This is a genomic window from Bittarella massiliensis (ex Durand et al. 2017), assembly GCF_009876955.1.
GTDB classification, from domain to species: domain Bacteria; phylum Bacillota; class Clostridia; order Oscillospirales; family Ruminococcaceae; genus Bittarella; species Bittarella massiliensis.
Genome location: NZ_WWVY01000003.1, coordinates 412763 through 429606, shown reverse-complemented (window position 1 = coordinate 429606; position 16844 = coordinate 412763). Strand labels below are relative to the sequence as shown.

Sequence of the window (16844 nt, the reverse complement as noted above, 5' to 3'; positions counted from 1 at the left end):
AAAACTGCTATTTTTTTCGGAAAAGCAGCGGAATTATGTACCTTGCACTAGCCGTCGCGCCAGCGACTTGGTACAATAAACACAGTCTGCCGACCGGCGGGAAGTACAGGAAAGAGGGGATGAGCGAATGCGCTATGAGACCGTCTGCCGCGCCACCTTTTTGGAGCGGCCCAACCGCTTTGTAGCCTGGTGTGACCTGGCGGGGGAGCGGGTGCGCTGCCACGTGAAGAACACCGGCCGCTGTGGGGAGCTGCTGCTGCCCGGGGCCCAGGTCGTCTTGCAGGACCGGCGGGGCCGGGCGGAGGGGCAGAAGACCCAGTTCTCCCTCGTCTCGGTCTACAAGGGGGGGATGCTGGTCAACATCGACTCCCAGGCCCCCAACGCCGTGGTGAAGGAGGCCCTCCTCTCGGGGGCCCTCGCCCTGCCCGGCTACCAGTCCCCCGACCTGGTGCGGGCCGAGTACCCCTTTGGCGCCTCCCGCATCGACTTCTACCTGGAGAAGGATGGCCGCCGTGCCCTGGTGGAGGTCAAGGGGGTCACCCTCGAGGAGGGGGGCGGCCTCTACTTCCCCGACGCGCCCACCCAGCGGGGGGTCAAGCACATCGAGGAGTTGGAGCGGGCCCATGCCCAGGGGTGGGACGCCTTTCTCCTCTTTGTGGCGCAGCTCTCCCCGGCCCGCTTCCTCTCCCCCAACGACCGCACCCACCCCCAGTTTGGGCAGGCCCTCCGCCGGGCCGCCGCGGCCGGGATCACCCCCCTCTGCTACGACTGCCGGGTGACGGAGGACAGCCTTGTGCTGGGCCGGCCGGTGGAGGTGCGGTTATAAAAAAACAGACAGCAAAAAAAGAGCGCCGGCGGCCAATGGGCCGCCGGCGCTCCTGCTTTTAAATCGCTGCAAAAAAGCCTATTTGAGAGGGAGGCCTTCCCCATCTGCGGACATCTCGCGCTGCGCCTCTAGCAGCTCTCTGGCAGATTTGACGAGATAGTCCTGCAAGGAGGGAGTGAGCTGCCCAAACGCTTCAAGGAGCTCTTTCTTCCGCCCTTCACCCGGCACAAACATCCCGCCACTCCCCGTGCGCAGCCAGGTTTCGCTGGCGCTGAACTGGCTGCAGATGGCCTTGATGTTCTGCTCGGTGACCGTCGAGCCGCTCTTTTCCAGATAGCTGACGGCGCTCTGCTTGCGCCCAATGCGCGCGGCGAATTCCTGTTGGCTGAGCCCCAGCGCCTTGCGCAACTGACGGATGCGATCGTTCACAGCATTTTCTCCTTTACTGTATCTCTTACCTGTCTTTGGGGTCATCCTCTCCTGCTTGACGACTTCCAGCCCCCAGCGAATCAGCTCCGCCGCGGTCTGTGAGCGGGTGGGGAAGCGCCGCTCAAAGCGAAAGGCCTCCATTTCTCGAAGCATCTCTTCGTCCACCGAAATCATGCAGCGGAGGCTCTTGGTCGCCATGTTGTCGCCTCTTTATATAGGCACCATAACACAGTGGGGTGCCGGTGTAAAGACCAGGGGGAAGGTGGTGGCGGACAGACTGGCGGTGCTTGGCATTCTGCCGCAGCGAGAGGACGCGCGGCGTTTTCACAGGGCGGAGAGGGGGTGTTCCAATGCGTACAATTGAAGTATCCCTGTCTATAAAATAGAGCCTTTCGCCCGGGCTGTCTCAAAATAATATTGTAAGTTTCTCCAGACCTCCTGTTCATGGAACATGGTGAGTAAAATTTGCCCCTCCAGTGCTTGAGAATCCTCTCTGTCCAATTCCTTCATAAAGAGCTGTAGAAATACCCTGTTTGCCGTCCGCCTAACAACAATGTCGCGGGAGAGCATCAGCAAGAGGGGGAGAAGCAGTTTGCTGTCACTAAGGGTCTCTCGAAAATACCGAACTTCTCGAAAGGTCTCCCCATCCCCCAATTGCAAAAAATCCTCCCTAAATTTTCGAGTTGCGACTTATGGGTCTCAATTATACCATTGAATCCCCTATATCATTAAGGAAAGGTTTGCGACTGATTGGTCACAACTGGTGAGAGGGGAAAAACTTGAAAAATATGATTATTCAGAATGTCAGTTTGTCTGACAATTTGAAGAGATTGCGCAAACGGGCAAACCTATCTCAAGAAAAGTTGGTGGGGAAGATGAACCTGTTGGGAAGTCGTCTGGACAGAAGTGCTTACTCGAAAATAGAAATAGGGATACTTCAATGGCGCACATCGAAATGTTTTTTACAGCCCCTCTTTTTCGGGGCTATTTGTCCCCTTTGCATTGCCGGGAATATAATTTATAATGCCTGATACATTACAAGCTAAAATGGAGCAGAGAGTATCCAGTGTCGTAGTTGTAATTGGCTTTCCTTGCTTTATGCGGTGTAGAGTATTGCTGGAGATTTTATAATAATGAATTAAGTCATATTCTTTTAAATTGCGCTTATTTAGCGTTTTGTAAAAAGGGGCATAGGAGATTATAAACATGCCTCCTTTCTAAATGAAACAATTTGTAAGTGTATTTAATATATTGAGCATATTTTGTAGATTGAGTATGGTGACCATGGGAACAAAAGTACCGGCTTTTGCCCCATCTGTGTATAGCGGCAGGACGAAAAGGCGCAAAAGTGAAAAACATGAACAGTGATAGGGAGGGAGCGCAGGTGAAAACCCAATACCCCGAAAATTTCAAGGCCCTGGGCCAGAACCTCGCCTATTACCGCAAGCGGGCGGGCTACACCCAGGAGGCCTTTGCAGAGTACATCGGCAAGAGCGCCAACTTTATCTCCCAGATAGAGGGTCCGGCGACCTTGAAGGGGGTGTCGCTGGAGACCCTCTTCAAAATGGCGGACACCCTGCACATCCCGCCCGGCCAATTGCTGGACGGGCGGTGAAGGGTTAGCCCCGCAAAATCTCCTCTTGGTAGGCCCGGCTCAGGCGGATGGCGGTGGACAGCAGTTCGCAGGCCGCGTCCCCCATCTCCGGCGGCACCTGGGCCCGGGCGCGGGCGAGGATAGCGTCCTCCCGCCCCTGGTTGAGCACCGGCAGCCCCTGCTCTTTTTTGTACTGCCCCACCTGGGCCACCACCGCCATCCGGCGGCAGAAGAGGGAGAGCAGCTCCCGGTCGATTTGATCGATTTCCTCCCGCAGTTTGTCCAGTTCCACGGCGTATTCCTCCCTGTTTGTTTTGGTTTGCCCCTCAGCCCTTTAGCCCAGCAGGTCTGCCAGGGCGATGGCGGCGGCCGCCTCCACGCAGACGGCGGCCCGGGGGACGATGCAGGGGTCGTGCCGCCCGCGGATTTCGGCGGTGAGGGCCTCTCCGGTGACAAAGTTGACCGTCTGCTGTGGCTTGGCGATGGAGGGGGTGGGCTTGAAGGCCGCCCGAAAGAGGAGCGGCATCCCGTTGGAGATGCCCCCCTGGATCCCCCCGGCGGCGTTGCGGCTGGTGCGGATTTTCCCCCCTTCACTGACAAAGGGGTCGTTGCTCTCGCTCCCCCGCATGCGGGCGGCGGAAAACCCGGCCCCAAACTCCACCCCTTTCACCGCGGGGATGGCGAAGAGGAGGTAGGCCAGCCGGCTCTCCAGGGTGTCGAAGAAGGGGTCGCCCACCCCGGCGGGCAGCCCGGTGACGGCGCACTCCACCACCCCGCCCACCGAGTCGCAGTCGGCCCGGGCAGCGGCAATGGCGGCCTGCATCCCCTCGCCGACGGCGGGGTCGAGCACCGGAAAGTCGCGGCTGTGCAGGGCGTCGAATTCCCGGGGCCCCACCGACACCGGGTCAAAGGGGGTGTCTGTCACCCCGGCGATCTCCGCCGCGTGGGCGCCGATGGCGATGCCCCGCTGCCGCAGCATCAGGCTGGCCACCGCCCCGGCGTAGACCAGGGGGGCCGTCAGCCGCCCCGAAAAGTGGCCGCCCCCCCGCACGTCGTTAAAGCCGCCGTAGCGCAGGTGGCCGGTGTAGTCGGCATGGCCCGGCCGGGCGATCTGCGACTGGGGGCCGTAGTCGCCCGAGCGAGTGGAGGTGTTTTCGATCACCACCGTCAGGGGGGTGCCGCAGGCCACCCCGTCCACCGCCCCGCTGACGATGTGGGGCAGATCGGGTTCGCGGCGGGCGGTGGAGTAGGCCCCCCGCGCCAGCCGCCGGGCGCAGTAGGCGCGGATGTACCCCTCCTCCAGGTGCAGGCCGGGGGTCACCCCCTCGATCACCGCGCCGATGGCCGGGCCGTGGCTCTCCCCAAAGAGGGTCACCCGAAACCGGCTGCCAAAACTAGAAGACATGAACGCTTCCCCCCAACATCTCGTAATCGCGGAAGAAGTCGGGGTACGACTTCTCCACGCACTCGGCGCAGTCCAGCTCCACCGGCCCCTCGCACCAGAGGGCGGCGATGGCCGCGCTCATGGCCATGCGGTGGTCGCGGTGGGTGGCGGCCGGCCCGCCGGGCCGCAGCCCTTCGGCCAGGGGTTGGCCCTCCACCGCGAGCAGGTCCCCCTCGCCCCGGCAGCGGCCCCCCAGGTCACTGATGAGGGCGGCGGTGGCGGCCAGGCGGTCGCACTCTTTGATGGTCAGGCGGGCGGCGCCGGTAAAGGCGGTCTCGCCCTGGGCGGCGGCAGCGGTCACCGCCAGGATGGACAGGATGTCGGGGATGTCCTCCCCCGCCACCGGGCCGCCGGTGAGGGGTGCCGACTGCACCCGCACAAAATCCCTGCCCCGGGTCACGGAGGCGCCCCAGCGCTCCAGCACGTCGCAGACCGCCCGGTCCCCCTGCAGCGAGAGGGGGGAGAGCCCCTCCACCGTCACGTCGCCGGAGATGGCCCCGGCGCAGAGGAAGAAGGCCGCGCCCGAATAGTCCCCCTCCACCGCGGTGTCGCAGGGGATAAACCGCTGTCCCCCGGGGATGAACCAGCCCAGGGGGGTGCGCCGGGCCCTCACCCCGAAGGCGGCCATGGCCTGCAAGGTCATCTCCACGTAGGGCCCGGAGTGCAGCGGGGTGGTGAGGAGGATCTCGCTGTCCCCCTCCAGGGCGGCCAGGGCGAAGAGCAGCCCGGTGATGAACTGGCTGGACACGTCCCCGGCGATCTCGTACCGGCCCGGTTTCAACTGCCCGCCCAGGGTGAAGGGGAGGGTGTTTTCGTAGTGGAAGGCGGCCCCGCCTGCCGCGAGGCAGGGGAGGATGGGGGAGAGGGGGCGGTTGGGCAGCTGCCCGGTCCCCGAAAAGGTGGTCTCCACCCCCAGGGCGGCGGCCACCGGCACCAAAAAGCGGAGGGTGGAGCCGCTCTCCCCGCAGTCGATGGCGGCCTGTCGGGGCCGCGTCCCGGTGGGGATGCCCAGGATGGAGTAGGCCCCCCCGTCCATCCGCCGCACCCGGGCCCCGAGGGCGGAAATTCCCCGCAGGGTGGCCTGCACGTCCTTGGAGGCGGGGACGTTTCGCAGCACCGTCTCCCCCTCGGCCAGGGCCGCGCAGAGGAGCAGCCGGTGGGCCATCGACTTGGAGGGCGGCGCGGCGATGGCCCCCCGCAGGGCCCGGGCGGCGACCCGCGCCCTCACGCCCGGCTCCCCCCGGCGGCCATGAACTGCGCGAAGGCGCCCCACTCCATCGACACCGGTTCACAGCGGCCGATGGCGCGGATGAGCACCGGGGAGATGCTCGTCCCGTCCCGCTTTTTGTCCCCGGCGGCGATGGCCAGCAGCCCTTCCAGGGGGGCGTCGTAGCGCCAGGCCAGGCCGTTTCGCTCCAGACAGTCGCGGATGGCGGCCGGCACCTCGGGGGCGCAGAGGCCGTTTTGAGCGCAGGCGTCGGCCATCATCTGCATCCCGATGGCCACCGCCTTGCCGTGGGTGACGGCAAAGCCCGAGTGCTTTTCGATGGCGTGGCCCAGGGTGTGGCCAAAGTTGAGGACCATCCGCTCCCCGGTATCCCGCTCGTCGGCCTCCACCACCGCCGCCTTGATGGCGATGCAGCGGGCGACGATGGGCAGCAGGTTGCGGCGAAAATCCCCCCGCATCTGCTCGAAGAGCTGCGCGTCGCGGATGGCGCCGTACTTGATGGCCTCCCCCACCCCGTCGGCAAAGGTCTCCTCCGGCAGGGTGTCGAAGAAGGCGGTGTCGCAGAGCACCGCCGAGGGCTGCCAGAAACAGCCCACCAGGTTTTTTCCCCCGTCGATGTTGACGGCGGTCTTTCCCCCCACCGAGGAGTCGATTTGGGCCAGCAGGGTGGTGGGGATCTGCACGTACTCCACCCCCCGCAGGTAGACGGCGGCGCAAAAGCCGGTCACGTCCCCGGGGATGCCGCCCCCCAGGGCCACCAGAAAGTCGCTGCGGGTGATGCCCTCACGGTGGAGAAACTCGCAGATTTCCAGGGCGGTCTCCATTCGCTTGTGGGGCTCCCCCCCGGGGAAGGCGAACTTGCAGCAGGGGATGCCCCGCCCCTCCAGTGCCCGGCGCACCGCTTCGCCGTAGAGGCCGTCCACCGTCTCATCGGTGACGATGGCGGCCCGCTTGCCCCGGTGGCGCGCGGCCAACTGGTCGTAAAAGGCGTCGGCGCAGCCGTGGCCCACCGTCACCTCATAGGCTCTCCCGGTTTTGACTGGTATGATTTCCAAGGGTCAGGCCCTCCTTTATTTTGCGCCCCTCCCGCAGTAGCCCCTCCAGGGCGCTGTCGTCCCCCTGGGCAAGGGCCGCCCGGTACCGGGCGAGGTTGTCGATGAAGATGTCCAGTTCGGCCAGCAGGGCCGCCCGGTTCTGGGAGAACAGGTCGGTCCACATGGCCTCGTTGAGTTTGGCCACCCGGGTCAGGTCCTTAAAACTGCCCGCTGAAAAGCCGCCGAAGTCCCCGGCGGTGGGGCTTTTGACAAAGCAGTTGCTGACGATGTGGCACAGCTGCGAGGTCAGGGCGATGATGCGGTCGTGCTCCTCGGGGGTGGAGAGGACCACCTGCCGAAAGTGCAGGGAGAGAAAGAGGGCCCGCAGCTTTTCGATCACCGCCTCGTCGCACCCGGGCCCGGGGGTCAGGATCATGCTGGCCCGGTGGAAGAGATCGGCCTGGCTGGCCCGGTAGCCCGAGAGCTCCCGCCCGGCCATGGGGTGGCCCCCCACAAAGGTGAACCCCTCCTCCCGGGCGATGGGCCAGACCTGGCGGCAGATCTCCCCCTTGACCCCGCAGCAGTCCACCACCAGCCCCCCTTTGGGGAAGGCGGCCCGGTTTTCCTCTATATAGTCTACCGTTTTTTGCGGCCAAAGGCAAACCAAAATCAGCTCGCACCCGCCAAAGCGGGCGGGGGTCAGCTCCCCCTGCGCCGCCCCGTCGCGCAGGGCGGCGGCCATGGTCTCGGCGTCCCGGTCGCAGGCGAGGACCCGGTGGCCGTGCTGGGCAAAGCACTTGGCCAGGCTGCCGCCGATGAGGCCCAGCCCCACGATCCCCACCGTCATCTGGCCCACTCCTTCCCGCACAGCTTCACAAAGGGCCGCAGCCCCTCCACCAAGTCGGCAAATTCCTGCGGGCGCAGGGACTGGGCGCCGTCGCAGAGGGCCTTTTCCGGCGCGTTGTGCACCTCGATGATCAGTCCGTCGGCCCCGGCGGCCACCGCCGCCCGGGACATGGGCTCGATCATCCAGGGGATGCCGGTGGCGTGGCTGGGGTCCACCACCACCGGCAGGTGGGAGAGCCGCTTGAGCAGGGGGATGGCCGAGAGGTCCAGGGTGTTGCGGGTGGCCGTCTCAAAGGTGCGGATGCCCCGCTCGCAGAGGATTACCTGCTCGCAGCCGCCGGCCATCACGTACTCGGCGCTCATCAAAAACTCCTCGATGGTGGAGGAGAGCCCCCGCTTGAGCAGCACCGGCTTGCCCATCTCCCCCACGGCCCGCAGCAGGGTGAAGTTCTGCATGTTGCGGGCCCCCACCTGGATGATGTCCACGTCGGCGAAGTGGGGAAGCTGCTCCCTGTCCATCACCTCGCTGACGATGGGCATCCCGGTCTTCTGGCGGGCGACCCGCAGCAGGTCCAGCCCCACCGGCCCCAGCCCCTGAAAGGCGTAGGGGGAGGTGCGGGGCTTGAAGGCGCCGCCCCGCAGCACACAGGCCCCGGCCCCCTTGACCGCCTGGGCCACCTCGGTGATCTGCTCAGCGCTCTCCACCGAGCAGGGGCCGGCGATCATGCAGAAGTGCCCGCCCCCCAGTTTGCGCCCGCTGACATCCACCACCGTGTCCTCGGGGTGGAACTTTCGGTTGGCCTTTTTGTAGGGCTCGGAGATGCGCTGTACCCGCTCCACAAAGGGGAGGGAGGCCAGCTGTTCGGCGTCGAGGGACGAGGTGTCCCCCACCAGCCCCAGCAGGGTGGTCCGGGCCCCCCGGGAGAGGTGCACCTCCATCCCCTGGTCGTGCAGCCAGTGGGTGAACTGGTCGATTTGTTCCTGGGTGGTTCCCTTTTTGCAGATGACGATCATCCTGTTTTCCTCCATTCTCGGCCGAGCCCGCTCCCCGCGCGGCGGCCCTCTTTGCGGCAAAGGCGCAAAAAAAGCCGGCACCTGGGAGGCGAAGCCCAGGTACCGGCAAAAAAATCGCTCTGTGGTTTTCTTTTACCCGCTCTACCCGCGGCCCCTCTTCACTTTTCCATACGACAAAACGCCCGCGCCATAAAAATAGCCCAGGTAGCGGTAGCCGTAATAGGAGACCGAAGAGAGGGAGACCGCGTTGTTCATGTTGCTTTACTCCTTTAAAGGGCGACTGCATCGCCTTTGTACTCAATATACGCCGCCGGCGGGGATTTGTCAACCGCCTTTTGCCGGTTTTTCCCCGCGCCCTTCCCGGTCGGCCCGGCCGCGGCGGCGCGCCTCCCGCACCCGGCCGGGCAGGCGGATCACCCCGTGGGCAATCAGATCTTGGGCGACAATGGCCCCCAGCGGCCCCAGGAAGATGCCCCAAAACCCCAGCACCGCCCCGCCCAGGTAGGCGCTGGACAGGGCCACCAGCGGGTGCAGCCCCACCTGGTTGCCCAGCACCTTGGGCTCCAGCAGGCTGCGCACCATCGAGATGACCGCGTAGAGAAGGGCCATCTGCAGCCCCAGCCCGGTGTTCCCCGAGAGGAGCAGGAAGGCCGCCCAGGGCACCAGCACCGCCCCGGTGCCCAGGATGGGCAGCAGGTCGACAAAGGCCACCAGCAGCGCCATCGAGACTGGGTGGGCGATGCCCAGCAGCCAGAACCCGGCCGCCAGTTCGGCGAAGGTCACGGCCATTAAAATCAGGTAGCTCTTGGCCATCTGTAAGGCCGAGCGCTGGACGCAGTCCTTCACCAGGTAGAGCACCTGCGCCAGCCGGGGCGGGGTGCAGCGGGCAAAAAAGCGGGTGATGCCCCGGTAGTCGGCGGCGAAGAAGAGCCCTGAGATCACCGCCACCGAGCACCAGAGAAAGACCGCGGGCAGGGCCGCGGCCAGCCGGGTCACCGCCCCCATGGCCCAGGCGGAGAGTTTTTGCAGGCAGGCGTCGATGGAGCCCCCCGCCAGGGCGAAAAAGTCCTCCCAGTAGACCGGGGCGCCGGGGGAGAAGCCCTCGATAAAGCCCAGCAGCCACTCCTGGAACCGGGACAGCAGGGGGGCTATCTCCTGGGCGTAAAACCCCGGCAGGGAGGAGAAGATGCTCCCCAGCGAGACCACCAGCCGCGCCCCAAAATACCAGATGGCCGCCCCCAGCCCCAGGTAGAGCAGGGCGGTGAGGGCGGTCTGGCAGCCCCGCTGGGGCAGGCGCCAGCGGCGGTGCAGCCAGCGGGCGGGCCGGGCGGCGACAAAGGCCACAAAAAAGCCTGCCAGCAGGGGGGAGAGCAGGGGCAGCAGCCAGTGCACCCCCAGCAGGCCGAGGGCCAGCACCAGGCCGAAAAAGAGGGTGTTTTCCAAAAAGGCGCGCCGCTTCTCCATTGCTATCCCCTCCTTTTTCCGCTTATTTTCAAGAGGATGGGCAGTTTTGGGTGGGATATGCAGGCCCGGCCCCCTGGCAGGATATGCGGGGGAGGGGGCAAAAAGAATCCCCGTGCGGCCGGAGACCGCACGGGGATCGCAAAAGCTATGTACGCGGGCGTGCCGCGCCCCAAAACCTGACGGAGGGGATCCTATTTGGTCAGGAAGTTGTAGGCGTACTCGCCCATAAAGGTGGCGCCCACCTTCAGGCTGGCCTCGTCGATGGCGAAGTTGGCGTTGTGGTGGTTGCCGGAGGTACCGGGCAGATCGCTCTTGGCGCCCACCACGCAGTAGAAGCCCTTGAAGGCGTGGACAAAGGCGGCGTAGTCGTCCGAGCCGGTGGCGGGGTCGCCCTGGGGCAGAACGGTCAGCCCCTGCTCGGCGGCCAGGGCGCGGCCAGCAGCGGCGGCCTCCTTGTCGTTGACCACCGGCAGCGGGGCCATGATCACCCGCTCCACCTCGGCGGTGCAGCCATAGGCGGCGGCCACGTTCTCGGCGATCTTGCGCATCAGGTCGATGACCTCAATGTCCTCGCCGGCCTTGAAGAAGCGCAGGTTGCCCTCGATCTCGGCGTCGTTGGGGATGATGTTGTTCTTGGTGCCGGCGTTGATCATGCAGGGGCTCACCACCACGGTGGAGAAGGGGTCGTGCCGGTTGACCGGGATGGCCTGCACCTTCAGCAGGATGTCGCAGGCCGGGCGGATGGGATCGACCGCCAGGTCGGGGCGGGAGCCGTGGCCGCCCACGCCGTGGACCTTGATTTTAAAGCCGGTGTTGCCAGCCATCATCGCCCCGTCGGGGATGCCGATGAGGCCGACGGGCATCTGGCCCATCAGGTGGGTGCCGATGGCCTGGTCCACGCCGCCGTGGGCCTGCAGGTACTCGACGCACTCCTCAGCGGCGCCGCCGCCGACCTCTTCCGCCACCTGGAAGCAGAGGTAGACCGAGCCGTTGAGCTCATCTTTGAGCTCGTTCAGGGACTTGGCGATGCCCAACAGCATGGCGGTGTGCCCGTCGTGGCCACAGGCGTGCATCACGCCGGGGGTCTGGGACTTGAAGGGCAGGTCGACTTCCTCGCAGACCGGCAGGGCGTCGATGTCGGCGCGGATGGCGATCTTCTTGCCCGCTTTGTTCTTGTTGATGATGCCGATGACGTTGCGGCGGCCGACGACCTCGTACTGGATGTTCATCTTCTCCAGCTCTTCGCAGATCCGGCGGGAGGTGCGCTCCTCCTGGTAGCTCAGCTCGGGGTGCATGTGGAACTCCCGGCGCATCTCGATGATGTAGTCCTCATTTTGGGCGATCAGTTCTTTAATGGTCATGGAAAGATACCCTCCTTGATGATGGTGAAATAGACTCACTACTTTGTATTATAGAGGCAAAAAATGGGGCTGTCAAACCAACTTTCTGTGAACAGCGCACAGAAACGGCGCGTCTGTTCCGGGGCTATTTCAAAAATGCAAAGGCGTATTCGGCCATGAAGGCAATGCCCAGTTTGATGCAGTCCTCGTTGAGGCAGAAGGTGGGGTTGTGGTGGTTGCCGGAGGTGCCGGGCATCTCGCTGTGGGCGCCCAGCATGGTGTAAAAGCCGGGGAAGGCGTTGAGGAAGTTGGCGTAGTTGTCCGACGCGGCCTGGGGGTCGGCGGGGGGCAGCACCGTCAGCCCTTGCTGGGCGGCCAGGGCGCGGCCCCGGGCGGCGGCTTCATTGTTGTTGATGACCGGGTAGGGGGCCATGGCCTCGCTGGTGACCTCCACCGTGCAGCCCTGGGCGGCGGCCAGGTGCTCGCTCATCCGGCGGATCTCCTCCACCGCGGCGTCGCCGTCGCCGTAGGCGAAGAAGCGGATGTTCCCCTCGATCTCGGCTTCGCCGGGGATGATGTTGTTCTTGGTGCCCGCGTGGATGGTGCAGGGGCTGACCACCAGGGTCTTGAAGGGGTCGTGCCGGTTGACCGGGATGGCGGCGATGGCCTGCAGGATCTCGCAGGCCGGGCGGATGGGGTCGACCGCCGCGTCGGGGCGGGAGCCGTGGCCGCCCACCCCGTGCACCACGATCTTAAAGCCCATGTTGCCGGCGTACATCGGCCCGTCGGGGATCCAGATGGTCCCCACCGGGGCCGCCCCGGCGATGTGGGTGGCGATCACCTGGTCGACCCCGCCCTTTTCCTGCAGGTAGGCCACGATGTCGTCGGCGCCGAAACCGGTCTCCTCGGCCACCTGGAAGCAGAGGTAGACCTTGCCGGAAAACTGCTCTTTGGTCTCGTTGAGGATGCGACTGATGGTCACCAGCATGGCGGCGTGGGCGTCGTGCCCGCAGGCGTGCATCTTTCCCTCAAACTGGGATTTAAAGGGCAGCTCCACCTCCTCGGTGAGGGGGAGGGCGTCGATGTCGGCGCGGATGGCGATGGATCTGCCGGCCCGGCCGGTGTCGATGAGGCCCACCACGTTGCGGGGGCCCACCACTTCGCAGGGGATGCCCAGTTTTTCCAGCTCCTCCACGATGCGGGCGGAGGTCCACTCCTCCTGCAAGCTCAATTCGGGGTGGGCGTGCAGCTCCCGCCGCAGGTCGATGGCATAGGACTCGTACTTCTCGCTCAGCTCTTTGATGACAGACATCTCAAAACACTCCTTTTTATTCTTGATACCTTTTGTATGCAAAAAAGTTGTCCCCTACTCCTTTACTCCTTGCCTCCCAGGAGATCAAACAGGCAGGCGGCAAAGAGGGCCAGTCCCTCTTCCAGGCACCCCTCGTCGATGCAGAAGGTGGGGTTGTGGGCGTTGCCGGAGGTGCCGGGCAGCTCGCTGCGGGCCCCCAGCATGGCGTAGAAGCCACCGAAGGCCTCGAGGAACTCCGCGAAGTTGTCCGACGCGGCCGAGGGGCCCTGGGCCGGGATGAGCGAAAAGCCCAGGTCGGCGGCCAGGGCGCGGCCCCAGGCGGCGGATGCGGGGTCGTTGAGGACCGGCTCGGTGCACTTTTCGCCCCCGGTGACCCGGGCGGTGCAGCCGTAGGCCGCGGCGGTGGGCCCGGCCAGCCGGCGGATCTCCTCCACCAGGGCGGGCCCGTCCCCGTAGCGGAAAAAGCGGATGTTCCCCCCGATGGAGGCGCTGCCGGGGATGATGTTGTTTTTGGTGCCGGCGTGGATCAGGCAGGGGCTCACCACGCAGGTGGCAAAGGGGTCGTGCCGGTTGACCGGGATGGCCGCCGCCTTGAGAAGGATCTCGCAGGCCGGGCGGATGGGGTCGGACGCCAAATCGGGGCGGGAGCCGTGGCCGCCCACCCCCTCCACCTCGATGTCGAAGCGGGTGGCGCCGGCGTACATCGGCCCGTCTTGCAGGTAGAGGCTGCCCACCGGGTAGGCGCCGTTGACGTGCAGGCTCACCGCCCGGTCCACCCCGCCCAGGGCCTTTAGGTGGGCGACGATGGGGCCTGCGCCCTCGCCGGTCTCCTCTCCGGGCTGAAAGCAGAAATAGGCTGTGCCGCACAGGTGCTGGCGCTGTTCCCAGGCGATGCGGGCGGCCCCCAGCACCATGGCGGCGTGGGCATCGTGCCCGCAGGCGTGCATCTTCCCCGCGATCTGGGACTGAAAGGGAAGCTCCACCTCCTCGGTCAGGGGCAGGGCGTCAAAATCCCCCCGAAAGGCCAGCCGGGGCCCCGGACGGCCGCTGTCCACCACCGCGACGATGCCCCGGTTTTGCAGCACGGTGTGGGGGATGCCAAGTCCCTCCAGCTCCCGGGCGATGCGGGCGGAGGTCCACTCCTCCTCCATCGAGAGCTCCGGGTGGGCGTGCAGTTCCCGGCGAAAATCGGTGACGTATCCGGCATATTGATGGGCCAGTTCTCTCACTTGCAACAAAATTCCCCCTCTGCGCCCCGAAGGGCGCCTCTTTTCTCAAAGTATAGCCTTTTCACAGAGGGCCGTCAATCGAGAGGGAGGCGCAAAAAGGGGCGGATCCCGGCGAATAGTCGCCAAAAATATCCGTTTAAAAATGTAATAGACGCCAAAAAAAGCTCCTACTGATGGAGTTTTGCACAGCAGGATGTTACCATAAAAGAAAAGGCGGCGCGGCGCAGTCCGCGCCCAAGGAGGATGGACGGCAACGTCTTTTATCCCTGGCCATTGCGTGTGGGGGCCGTCCTCCCCCTCTGGCAGGGGCCGTGGCGCTATCCCCTCATCGCCGCCTTCGGCCTGGCCTTTCTGGCCATCGGCTCTTTCGTCGAATGGCAGCGCTCCCTCCTCAAGCGCTGAGGGGTTCAAAATGAAGAGCGCCCGGCGAGGCCAACTCGCCAGGCGCTCTTCGTTTTAGATAAACAGTCGTTTACAGATTCCCCGTCAAATACATCACCACGGCCGCCGCCGCCAGGGGGGCGGTCTCACAGCGGAGGATGCGGGGCCCCAGGGAGGCGATGCCTACCCCGTGGCCCTCGGCCAGGGCCACCTCCTCGGGGGTCAGCCCCCCCTCGCTGCCCACCAGCAGCCCGCAGCTGCGCACCGGCCCGGCCGCCTGGGCCTGGGCCAGCAGCTCGCCGATGGGGCGGCCGCCCTTCTCGTAGAAGAAGAGGGGGAGATCCTTTTTCGCCAGTTCCTCCACCGCCTGCGCAAAGGGCAGGCAGGGCGAGACGGTGGGCAGCACCCCCCGCCCGCACTGCTTGGCCGCCTCCCAGGCGATTTTCTGCCAGCGCTCTATCTTGTTTTGCAGGCTCTTGGGATCGGGGCGGGAGACGCACCACTCGCTGGTCACCGGCACGATCTCCCGGCAGCCCAGCTCCACGCACTTTTGCACCACCAACTGCATCTTGTCCTGCTTGGGCAGGGCCATGTAAACGGTCAGGTCCAGGTCGGGTTCGGCGGGGCAGGGGCGCTTTTCCAGCACGGTGCAGACCACCTGGCCCTCCTCGACGGTCTCGATTTGGCAGTCGTAGTCAAACCCCGCCCCGTCGCAGAGGGTCACCACGTCCCCCGGGCCCAGCCGCAGTACCCGGGTCAGGTGTTTGACGTCCCCGCCGCGCAAAATTCCCCGCTGCCTGGCGATGTCTTCGGTAAAAAACTTGGGCATCCCGCATACTCCTTTAACAAAGCTGTCCACCACCCGCGCGGGCAGGCTTTAGGCCCGGCAGGTGATGGCGTACCAGCCTTTTTCCTCCCGCACGTCCAAAACGGTCAGCCCGGCCTGCTCCATGGCCGCCAGCACCTCGTCCCGGCGCACGTCCACGATCCCCGAGGCCACCAGCACCCCGCCCTCGTTCAGGTGGGGCTTCACGTCCGGCAGCAGCCGGATCACGATGTCGGCCACAATGTTGGCAAAGATCACGTCAAAGCGCCCCTGCACCCCTGTGGCCAGGTCCCCCTGCACCACGGTGCAGCGCTCGGCCACCCCGTTGAGGGCGGCGTTCTCCCGGGCCACCTTGACCGCCGTCTCGTCGATGTCGCAGAGCACCGCCGAGCCGGCCCCGCACAGCAGGGAGGAGATGGCCAGGATCCCGCTGCCGCAGCCCACGTCCAGCACGCTGCAGCCGGGGCGCACCACCTCCTGCAGCCGCTCCAGGCAGAGCTTGGTGGTGTGGTGGGTGCCGGTGCCGAAGGCCATCCCCGGGTCCAGGGTCACCACCACCTGGCCGGGCGATTTCTCGTAGTGCTCCCAGCTGGGGCAGACCACCAGCCGCTGGCCGATGGGCAGGGGGTGGTAATACTTCTTCCAGCCAAAGGCCCAGTCCTCCTCGGCGATCTCGCCGGTGGAGAGGGTGTGGCCGATCCCCTCCTCCTCCAGCCGCCCGGTCAAAAAGGAGACGGCCTCCATGGGCGCCTGGTCGGCGGGGATGTAGAGGTGGATGACCGCGTGCTCCCGGTCCCGGGCCAGCAGCTCCTCGTCGATCAAATCGATGTGGGCCACCTGGGGGGCGACCTCCTCCAGGTCCGAGTAGTCCTCGATGTAGATGCCGTAGGGCACCACCATGTGGGCGATGGCCGAGGCCACCTCCACGTCCCCGGCGGCGACGGCCACCTGAATCTCTGTCCAGTCCATCTTCTCTGTCTCCTCTCTCAAAGAGAGCGCCCGCGGCAGACAGCCTGCGGGCGCCCCGGTCAACTGTTTTGCAGGTAGTCGGCCAGCTCCTCCACGCTGTGTACCAGCGCATCGGCCTCGATCTGGCTCTCCTCCATCCCCAGGTAGCCAAAGCCGTAGGTGGCGGCGGCAAAGCGGCAGCCCACGGCGGCGGCCCCCTCTTCGTCATAGGGGCTGTCCCCCACCATCAGCACCTCGTCGGCGTCGGCCTCGTCGATCCCCATCTCGGCCAGCGCCTCCCGGATGATCCCCTCTTTGGAGGGGGTCTTCTCCGGCACCGACCCGCAGATGGCGTCGAAGAGGGGGGTCAGGCCGAAGTGGTCGGTGGTCTTGCGGGCAAAGCCCACGAATTTGAGGGTGGCCACCCCCAGCTTGACCCCCTGGGCCTTGAGGGCGGGCAACAGGGTCTCCCACCCGGGGTAGAGCCTGCCGGCGGCGATGTGCTCGTCCCGAAAATGGGCCTTGTAGCTGGCCACCGCCCGGTCCAGCAGCGCCTCGTCCTCCACCCCGGCGACAATGCGGAAGCACTCCTTCAGGGGCGGGCCGATAAAGCGGTGGAAGGTGTCCTCCGGGGGGATGGGGATCCCCAGCTCCTCCATGGCCTCTTTGGCACAGGCGATGATCCCCCCCGAGGAGTCGATCAGGGTCCCGTCCATATCCAGTAACAGCGCGCGATAGCGCATGGCAACGCCCTCCCCTTCTTTTCATGGGTTGATTCTACCATATTTCCCAGCAAATATAAATAGATAAATTCTGCAACATCCCTTTGGCCAATATTCATAAATCGTTAAAACACAATTGCTTGTTTGTTCATTTTATGTTACAATTCATAAACATAAAGGCGCTGTTCTGCAAGAAAAAGAAAGCAT

18 protein-coding genes are annotated in these 16844 nt (G+C 65.0%); 3 read left to right on the top strand and 15 right to left on the bottom strand.

Going from position 1 to position 16844, the window contains the following annotated elements:
• Positions 1-127 precede the first annotated feature (127 nt).
• Positions 128-826: a DNA/RNA nuclease SfsA gene (gene sfsA, locus GT748_RS05965; RefSeq protein ID WP_021660622.1), complete on the top strand. Its 699-nt coding sequence runs from the start codon at positions 128-130 to the stop codon at positions 824-826.
• Positions 827-904: 78 nt separating this feature from the next.
• On the opposite strand, the gene GT748_RS05960 is transcribed toward sfsA, so the two are convergent.
• Positions 905-1453, bottom strand: coding sequence for a helix-turn-helix domain-containing protein (locus GT748_RS05960; protein WP_161213304.1), 549 nt, complete (start codon positions 1451-1453; stop codon positions 905-907).
• Positions 1454-2217: 764 nt separating this feature from the next.
• Positions 2218-2463, bottom strand: a complete 246-nt coding sequence (locus GT748_RS05955; RefSeq protein WP_021660731.1) for a helix-turn-helix domain-containing protein — start codon at positions 2461-2463, stop codon at positions 2218-2220.
• A gap of 176 nt (positions 2464-2639) precedes the next feature.
• Here GT748_RS05955 and GT748_RS05950 point away from each other — a divergent pair, with 176 nt between their 5' ends.
• On the top strand, positions 2640-2870 hold the full coding sequence (locus GT748_RS05950) for a helix-turn-helix domain-containing protein (protein WP_052537707.1): 231 nt from the start codon (positions 2640-2642) through the stop codon (positions 2868-2870).
• A gap of 4 nt (positions 2871-2874) precedes the next feature.
• Here the strand turns inward: GT748_RS05950 and GT748_RS05945 are convergent, their stop codons facing one another.
• From GT748_RS05945 to GT748_RS05900, 10 genes are all read right to left on the bottom strand, one after another.
• The gene (locus GT748_RS05945; protein ID WP_021660734.1) at positions 2875-3141 is read right to left on the bottom strand and encodes a chorismate mutase; all 267 of its coding nucleotides are present in this window, start codon (positions 3139-3141) and stop codon (positions 2875-2877) included.
• Between the two features lie 42 nt (positions 3142-3183).
• Positions 3184-4254 (bottom strand): chorismate synthase, encoded by a 1071-nt coding sequence (gene aroC, locus GT748_RS05940; protein ID WP_021660735.1) that lies wholly within the window; start codon positions 4252-4254, stop codon positions 3184-3186.
• On the bottom strand, positions 4244-5521 hold the full coding sequence (aroA, locus tag GT748_RS05935; protein ID WP_073261069.1) for a 3-phosphoshikimate 1-carboxyvinyltransferase: 1278 nt from the start codon (positions 5519-5521) through the stop codon (positions 4244-4246). Before aroA ends, aroC begins: the two co-directional genes overlap by 11 nt.
• On the bottom strand, positions 5518-6576 hold the full coding sequence (gene aroB, locus GT748_RS05930) for a 3-dehydroquinate synthase (RefSeq protein ID WP_044993093.1): 1059 nt from the start codon (positions 6574-6576) through the stop codon (positions 5518-5520). The genes aroA and aroB overlap by 4 nt, the downstream gene beginning before the upstream one ends.
• Positions 6539-7402 (bottom strand): prephenate dehydrogenase, encoded by an 864-nt coding sequence (locus GT748_RS05925; protein ID WP_021660739.1) that lies wholly within the window; start codon positions 7400-7402, stop codon positions 6539-6541. Before GT748_RS05925 ends, aroB begins: the two co-directional genes overlap by 38 nt.
• Complete coding sequence (aroF, locus tag GT748_RS05920) at positions 7399-8415, bottom strand: 3-deoxy-7-phosphoheptulonate synthase (RefSeq protein WP_073261161.1); 1017 nt, start codon at positions 8413-8415, stop codon at positions 7399-7401. Before aroF ends, GT748_RS05925 begins: the two co-directional genes overlap by 4 nt.
• 324 nt (positions 8416-8739) lie before the next feature.
• Complete coding sequence (locus GT748_RS05915; RefSeq protein WP_021660742.1) at positions 8740-9879, bottom strand: AI-2E family transporter; 1140 nt, start codon at positions 9877-9879, stop codon at positions 8740-8742.
• Between the two features lie 191 nt (positions 9880-10070).
• On the bottom strand, positions 10071-11240 hold the full coding sequence (locus tag GT748_RS05910; RefSeq protein ID WP_021660743.1) for a M20 metallopeptidase family protein: 1170 nt from the start codon (positions 11238-11240) through the stop codon (positions 10071-10073).
• Between the two features lie 124 nt (positions 11241-11364).
• On the bottom strand, positions 11365-12531 hold the full coding sequence (locus tag GT748_RS05905; protein WP_021660744.1) for a M20 metallopeptidase family protein: 1167 nt from the start codon (positions 12529-12531) through the stop codon (positions 11365-11367).
• Between the two features lie 62 nt (positions 12532-12593).
• Positions 12594-13760, bottom strand: a complete 1167-nt coding sequence (locus GT748_RS05900; RefSeq protein WP_044993098.1) for a M20 metallopeptidase family protein — start codon at positions 13758-13760, stop codon at positions 12594-12596.
• A 243-nt stretch (positions 13761-14003) separates the two neighbouring features.
• Between GT748_RS05900 and GT748_RS05895 the strand changes: the two genes are divergently transcribed.
• Positions 14004-14162, top strand: a complete 159-nt coding sequence (locus GT748_RS05895) for a hypothetical protein (RefSeq protein ID WP_021660747.1) — start codon at positions 14004-14006, stop codon at positions 14160-14162.
• Between the two features lie 70 nt (positions 14163-14232).
• Here the strand turns inward: GT748_RS05895 and GT748_RS05890 are convergent, their stop codons facing one another.
• From GT748_RS05890 to GT748_RS05880, 3 genes are read right to left on the bottom strand one after another with little or no spacing between them, the layout of a single operon-like run.
• A complete protein-coding gene (locus GT748_RS05890) occupies positions 14233-14970 on the bottom strand; it encodes an RsmE family RNA methyltransferase (RefSeq protein ID WP_021660748.1) in 738 nt (245 codons plus the stop codon).
• A gap of 48 nt (positions 14971-15018) precedes the next feature.
• The gene (prmA, locus tag GT748_RS05885) at positions 15019-15936 is read right to left on the bottom strand and encodes a 50S ribosomal protein L11 methyltransferase (RefSeq protein WP_044993095.1); all 918 of its coding nucleotides are present in this window, start codon (positions 15934-15936) and stop codon (positions 15019-15021) included.
• 59 nt (positions 15937-15995) lie between these two features.
• The gene (locus GT748_RS05880; RefSeq protein WP_021660750.1) at positions 15996-16658 is read right to left on the bottom strand and encodes an HAD family hydrolase; all 663 of its coding nucleotides are present in this window, start codon (positions 16656-16658) and stop codon (positions 15996-15998) included.
• Positions 16659-16844: the final 186 nt, after the last annotated feature.

Coding starts and splice junctions, on each gene's coding strand:
- sfsA (WP_021660622.1), top strand. CDS start 128: ATGCGCTATGAGACCGTCTGCCGCGCCACCTTTTTGGAGCGGCCCAAC.
- GT748_RS05960 (WP_161213304.1), bottom strand. CDS start 1,453: ATGGCGACCAAGAGCCTCCGCTGCATGATTTCGGTGGACGAAGAGATG.
- GT748_RS05955 (WP_021660731.1), bottom strand. CDS start 2,463: ATGTTTATAATCTCCTATGCCCCTTTTTACAAAACGCTAAATAAGCGC.
- aroC (WP_021660735.1), bottom strand. CDS start 4,254: ATGTCTTCTAGTTTTGGCAGCCGGTTTCGGGTGACCCTCTTTGGGGAG.
- GT748_RS05925 (WP_021660739.1), bottom strand. CDS start 7,402: ATGACGGTGGGGATCGTGGGGCTGGGCCTCATCGGCGGCAGCCTGGCC.
- aroF (WP_073261161.1), bottom strand. CDS start 8,415: ATGATCGTCATCTGCAAAAAGGGAACCACCCAGGAACAAATCGACCAG.
- GT748_RS05915 (WP_021660742.1), bottom strand. CDS start 9,879: ATGGAGAAGCGGCGCGCCTTTTTGGAAAACACCCTCTTTTTCGGCCTG.
- GT748_RS05910 (WP_021660743.1), bottom strand. CDS start 11,240: ATGACCATTAAAGAACTGATCGCCCAAAATGAGGACTACATCATCGAG.
- GT748_RS05905 (WP_021660744.1), bottom strand. CDS start 12,531: ATGTCTGTCATCAAAGAGCTGAGCGAGAAGTACGAGTCCTATGCCATC.
- GT748_RS05895 (WP_021660747.1), top strand. CDS start 14,004: ATGGACGGCAACGTCTTTTATCCCTGGCCATTGCGTGTGGGGGCCGTC.
- GT748_RS05890 (WP_021660748.1), bottom strand. CDS start 14,970: ATGCCCAAGTTTTTTACCGAAGACATCGCCAGGCAGCGGGGAATTTTG.
- prmA (WP_044993095.1), bottom strand. CDS start 15,936: ATGGACTGGACAGAGATTCAGGTGGCCGTCGCCGCCGGGGACGTGGAG.
- GT748_RS05880 (WP_021660750.1), bottom strand. CDS start 16,658: ATGCGCTATCGCGCGCTGTTACTGGATATGGACGGGACCCTGATCGAC.